Source organism: Mesorhizobium sp. M4A.F.Ca.ET.050.02.1.1 (genome assembly GCF_003997725.1).
Classification (GTDB): Bacteria; Pseudomonadota; Alphaproteobacteria; order Rhizobiales; family Rhizobiaceae; genus Mesorhizobium.
Genome location: NZ_RZSG01000454.1, coordinates 1 through 4882 on the forward strand (window position 1 = coordinate 1; position 4882 = coordinate 4882).

General features: G+C 63.1%; 5 protein-coding genes. 3 read left to right on the plus strand and 2 right to left on the minus strand.

Annotation, left to right across the window (positions count from 1 at the left end; translation table 11 throughout):
* Window positions 1-102 precede the first annotated feature (102 nt).
* Window positions 103-1236, minus strand: a complete 1134-nt coding sequence (locus EOA33_RS24245) for a metallophosphoesterase (RefSeq protein WP_127406777.1) — start codon at window positions 1234-1236, stop codon at window positions 103-105.
* 124 nt (window positions 1237-1360) lie between these two features.
* On the opposite strand from EOA33_RS24245, the gene EOA33_RS24250 reads away from it, so the two are divergent.
* Together EOA33_RS24250 and EOA33_RS24255 are read left to right on the plus strand one after the other, a co-directional pair.
* Window positions 1361-1948, plus strand: a complete 588-nt coding sequence (locus EOA33_RS24250) for a hypothetical protein (RefSeq protein ID WP_127406778.1) — start codon at window positions 1361-1363, stop codon at window positions 1946-1948.
* 328 nt (window positions 1949-2276) lie between these two features.
* Entirely contained in the window at window positions 2277-3539 is a 1263-nt protein-coding gene (locus tag EOA33_RS24255; RefSeq protein WP_348628258.1) for an ABC transporter substrate-binding protein, read from the plus strand.
* A gap of 164 nt (window positions 3540-3703) precedes the next feature.
* Here the strand turns inward: EOA33_RS24255 and EOA33_RS24260 are convergent, their stop codons facing one another.
* Window positions 3704-4321, minus strand: coding sequence for a TetR/AcrR family transcriptional regulator (locus tag EOA33_RS24260; protein WP_189363175.1), 618 nt, complete (start codon window positions 4319-4321; stop codon window positions 3704-3706).
* Between the two features lie 148 nt (window positions 4322-4469).
* Between EOA33_RS24260 and EOA33_RS24265 the strand changes: the two genes are divergently transcribed.
* Window positions 4470-4862: an NIPSNAP family protein gene (locus tag EOA33_RS24265; protein ID WP_245492486.1), complete on the plus strand. Its 393-nt coding sequence runs from the start codon at window positions 4470-4472 to the stop codon at window positions 4860-4862.
* Window positions 4863-4882: the final 20 nt, after the last annotated feature.

Sequence of the window (4882 nt, forward strand, 5' to 3'; positions counted from 1 at the left end):
CCATGTTTGTTCCCATATTCCCCGCGCATCCGCAGGCGCCCCCTCCCCGCCTGCTTGCCGGGCCGATCCCGAAATTACGACCAGGGCCGCTGTCCCGCCGCCTCAGAAACTCAGGCTCTTGGAAAAAGCGTTGGTGAAGACCACCTCGCCGTGGTCGCCTGCCGCCTCGCCGAGCACCACATCCATGCTGTCGCCGGTCACCCGCGCCAGCGCGAAGCCGCCCATGTAGGCGGCCTTCGGCTTGAACAGGTCGAGCCCGTCGCGGCGGTAGATCATCGGCACCTCGTGCTGGTGGCCGTGGAAGATTGCGATGACATTGTAGCCCTTGAGAGCCGAAAGCAGGGCCTGGCGGTCCGCCTCGCCCCACCAATGCGGCGAGCCGGTGCCCTCGTCGTCATAGGTCCTTTTCGCCGGATCCCAGCGCTCGATCGAGAAAATGTCCCAGCCATAGTGCTGGAACAGGATGACCGGGCGGCCGTCGCCGGCATAGGTCGCCAGGTCCTGCTTCAGCCATGGCAGGCTGCTCAGCGCGCCATGGCCGGTGTCGCCGGCGAAACGGTGCGTCTGGACGAGATGCAGGCCGCCCCAATCCCAGGAATAGCAGTCGGTGTCGACGTCATAGTCGGTTGCCGGCACCGGCGGCTTGAAGAACACGCCGGCCCGGTGGTTGACCTCGACATAGTCGCGCAGCTCGCGGCGGTACCAGTCGACATGCGGCGGCGAGCCGTTCTGGTCGAGGTCGTGGTTGCCGAGGCCGACATAGACGGGCATGTGCACGCGGTCGGGGCCTATGCCCTGCTGGTAGCGCTGGCTGAACTGCAGCAGCTGCGTGCCCTCGCTGGGCTCGGTGACCTGGCCGCCGCCGTCGTCGGTGATGTCGCCGCCGGTGACCAGGCCAAGCGGCGTGCCGATGCGGCTGCCGGCCGAACGCAGGCCGGTGGCGACGCCGCCGATCTCGGCCGGCCAAGCCTTGTCGGCGATGCCGTTCAGGGCAGCGACGCTGCGCAGAAGCGCGGCATCCGTCTTGCCCTCCTGCAGGCAATTGGGGCTCAACCCGCTCGCCATGCGGCAGGCATGGATATCGGCGATGAACAGGAAAGTCGCGTCGACCGGCTGGATTCGCTTTCCGGTCTGACCGAATGCCGGATGGGCAAAGGCCGCGGCAGACGCAAGGCTCGCCATCTGCGCCAGGAAAGCGCGACGGGATATCGAACGGGCTTGCCAGCTATTCATCATGGCCGAAATTCAGCACAGGCGGCGCCCGGCCGTCCAGTTCCCTCCCCGACCCGCCAAGCATCGACATGGCGGTATGGGTCTGGCAGTCTTGCGCCTTCAACTTGAGCGGGAAGAGGAGGATGCGATGAAGGCCGCAACGATCGGCATGGCCCTGCTTGCCGCGGCGGGCGCCGCGCATGGCGCCGAATGCGTCGACGCCAAGACCGCCAAGACTGGCTTCGTGCTGGAGATGCCGGGCATCCGCAGCGAGTTCCGGCCGGCCGCCGGCGGCATGGTTTCGGTCGCCAACACATACCAGTCGGAATCGCCGCAGACGCAGTTTCTCTATGCTGGGCTGATCGAGGTGTTCCGCGACAGCACGACCGGCCATCTGGCGATGATCCCGCTCGGCGACCTGAAGAAGCTGTTTCCGCTGAAGGCAGGCGCGAAGAGCACGACGCAGTTCGTCGAGCTGTCGCCGAAGAAGCAGCCGAAAGGCACCAAGACGCTGGAACTGGCGGTGAAGGGCAAGGAGACGTTCAGCCTCGGCGGCTGCAAATACAATGTGCTGGCGGTCAAGGAGACATTCAAGAACCAGGCCGGCGAGACGCTGGACACGTTCACCGCGCTCTACGCGCCGGATCTCGGCGCATCGCTGGCCCGGCGCTATGACGAGGGCACGAATTCGGAGAGCGTGGTCGGCTACGAGACGATCAAGCCGCTGGCGAATTAGACTAGGTCCAATCTACACTTCAGGATTCTCAACGCTGGCGCGTTGGTGCATGGCGTTGCGGAACCTCCGAGTCGTGCGCCAGTGTCGTGATTTCGAAGTTCGCATTATTGCGAATATCGCGGTCCGAGCGAACTCGAAACGACACTGGAACAGATCTGACGTATCCGGGTCATAATCTGCGCATATCGCCCACTTCCCCAATATGCCATAGTCGCTCAGAGGCGTCGCCAACCGGTGTTCGCCCCCACCTTCACGACCGCGATCGATACCAAGACGATCGACGCGGAGGAACTTGCATCGATTGCAAGCCGACGGAGGAAATTGGGCCATGAAACATGGATCATCAGAAGAACACCCAACGAGGGTTGAACCTGCCGCTGGTCAGCGAACGATGAATCGCCGCGACGCGCTCAAGGCAGCAGGTCTGGCTGGAGCCGCCCTATCAACGGGTGCCGTGTCGGTCTGTGCCGTTGCAGCGCCGGTCGATGCAATGGAAGACCTGGTTGCGGCCGCCAAAGCGGAAGGGCAGCTTACCGTCATAGCATTGCCTCGCGATTGGTGCGAATACGGCGTCGTGATAGACGGGTTCAAGGCGAGATACGGTCTGACAATCAACGAACTCCGGCCCAATGGCAGCTCAGCCGATCAGATTGAGGCGATCAGGGCTGGGCGAGCCAAGACCGACTCCCAGACCCCGGATGTAGTCGACATTGGCATGTCCTTCGCCTCATCGGCTAAGGAGGATGGCTTGCTGCAGCCGTACAAAGTGTCAACGTGGGGCACAATTCCGGAAGCCGCCAAGGATGCGCAAGGGTATTGGTGCGGCCGCTATTACGGAGTCCTTGCGTTCGAGATCAACGCTGACCTCGTCACCAAGATGCCACAGGATTGGGCGGATCTTGCCGCGCCGGAGTATAGGAATTCGGTCGGCCTCGCCGGCAATATTTCTTCAAATCAAGCAGTCCAGAGCGTGTTCGCCGCAGGCTTGTCGGCGGCTAAGGGTGACGTCGAAGAAGCCGCTGCTCAGGGGCTGAAGTTCTTCGCCAATCTCAATGAAAAGGGCAATTTCGTTCCCATCATCGGTGATGCCAACTCACTTGCTGACGGTCGCACGCCGATCCTCGTTCGCTGGGACTACCTCGCGCTCGGCGACCGCGAACGGCTCAGGGGGAAAACGAGGATCGAAGTCATCATGCCAAGGACCGGCGTCGCTGCGGGTGTCTATGTCCAGGCGATCAGCGCCTATGCTCCGCATCCAAACGCTGCTCGGCTGTGGATGGAGTACCTTTATTCAGACGAGGTGCAGATCGCATTGTTGAAAGGCCACTGTTACCCGATCCGGTTCGCGGACCTCGTGCGCAGAGGATCGGTCCCTGTCGATTGGCGCGAAAGGCTCCGGCACCTCGACCATGAGGGGTACGATGTCGACCCGATATTCCCAGCACTCAAGGACCAGGAGAGGGCGAGAGACGTCATAACCAACGGCTGGGACGATATCGTTGGTGTCAAGGTACGTTGCCTGCCTGCTGACGGGTACCTTGGCCCGGTATCCCTCAACAGTAGCATGGCTAGCGGAGCAAACGGTTCCTAGTTCACGAGTTTGAGGTCAGCAACGGCCTCGTGTGTCGTGATTTCGAAGGTCGCATTGTTTCTATATCGCGCTCCGAGCGAACTTCGAAATCGACACGACACAGGAAATCAATGAGGTACCAGGATGTTTGATGCCGTTGGGACAGAGCGGGCGGCGTTCCGGCATCAAGGTGGTCTGCGCAGCACCCTGCGGCGCCGCCTCGCTGCCAATCCGCTCTGTGGGGACGGGGCGCCCTGCTCCAACCCCGCCAGGCAATCCCGCAGCAGACCCGCATCCTGCGCCGTCTTGGCCATCGACATGGCGCCCGAATAGGCGGCGACCGCCAGCGCGGCATAGCGGTCGGGGTCCATGCCCTCGTCCCGGCCCGCTAGCCGGTCGACCCGCAGCTTGTCGGCGATCGCCAGCCGCCACCCGGCAAAAATGCCCGCAAGCGCGATGCGGAAGTCCGGGTCGGCGAGCGACAGTTCATGCGCGAGGTTGTTGAGCGGGCAGCCGCGCACAAAGCCTTGCCGTTCCAGTTCAGCCGCCACCGCCTCGAACACGGCGCGGACGCCTTCGCGCGCCGTGGATGCGGCGCGCACCGGCGCGATCCAGGTCTGATCCACGGTGGCGGCCACCCGCTCCTCGATCACCGCCAGCGCCAGCGCCTTCTTAGTCGGGAAATGGTGGTGCAGCGCGCCGCCGGTGACGCCCGCCGCCGCCATCAGGTCGCCGAGGCTGGAGGCGTGATAGCCGCGCGCCTGGAAGGATTCCTCCGCCACGTCGAGCACGCGGCGGCGCATGCCCTCCGGGTCGTTGGTGCGTTTTTGGCGACGCGATTTCGGCTGGGCGGCAATCTCTCCTGACATCTGGGCACGATACCAGATTGACAAAACAGGACAACCGGTCTGTTTTACAAAACAGGACGATCACCCTGTTTTGGAGCCGACAATGGACCTTGCTCGAAACGAAATCTCTGCACGCCTTGCTTCACCGATCGTGGAACTCAGGCAGTACACGCTGAAGCCCGGCCGGCGCGAAACGCTGATCGACCTCTTCGATCGCGAGTTCATCGAGAGCCAGGAGGCGACCGGGATGACCATTATCGGCCAGTTCCGCGACCTCGACCGGCCCGACATATTCGTCTGGATGCGCGGCTTCGAGGACATGACAGCGCGAAAGGAGGCGCTGAGCGCCTTCTATGGCGGACCGGTCTGGGCGGAGCATCGCGACGCCGCCAATGCGACGATGATCGATTCCGACGACGTGCTGCTGCTGAAGCCGGCCTGGCCGGGCGCCGGGTTCGACGTCCATCGGCAAAGTCGAAAACCAGAGCGAGAATAATTGCTTACCTGGTATTATTG

Coding starts and splice junctions, on each gene's coding strand:
- EOA33_RS24255 (WP_348628258.1), top strand. CDS start 2,277: ATGAAACATGGATCATCAGAAGAACACCCAACGAGGGTTGAACCTGCC.
- EOA33_RS24245 (WP_127406777.1), bottom strand. CDS start 1,236: ATGATGAATAGCTGGCAAGCCCGTTCGATATCCCGTCGCGCTTTCCTG.
- EOA33_RS24265 (WP_245492486.1), top strand. CDS start 4,470: ATGGACCTTGCTCGAAACGAAATCTCTGCACGCCTTGCTTCACCGATC.
- EOA33_RS24260 (WP_189363175.1), bottom strand. CDS start 4,321: ATGCGCCGCCGCGTGCTCGACGTGGCGGAGGAATCCTTCCAGGCGCGC.
- EOA33_RS24250 (WP_127406778.1), top strand. CDS start 1,361: ATGAAGGCCGCAACGATCGGCATGGCCCTGCTTGCCGCGGCGGGCGCC.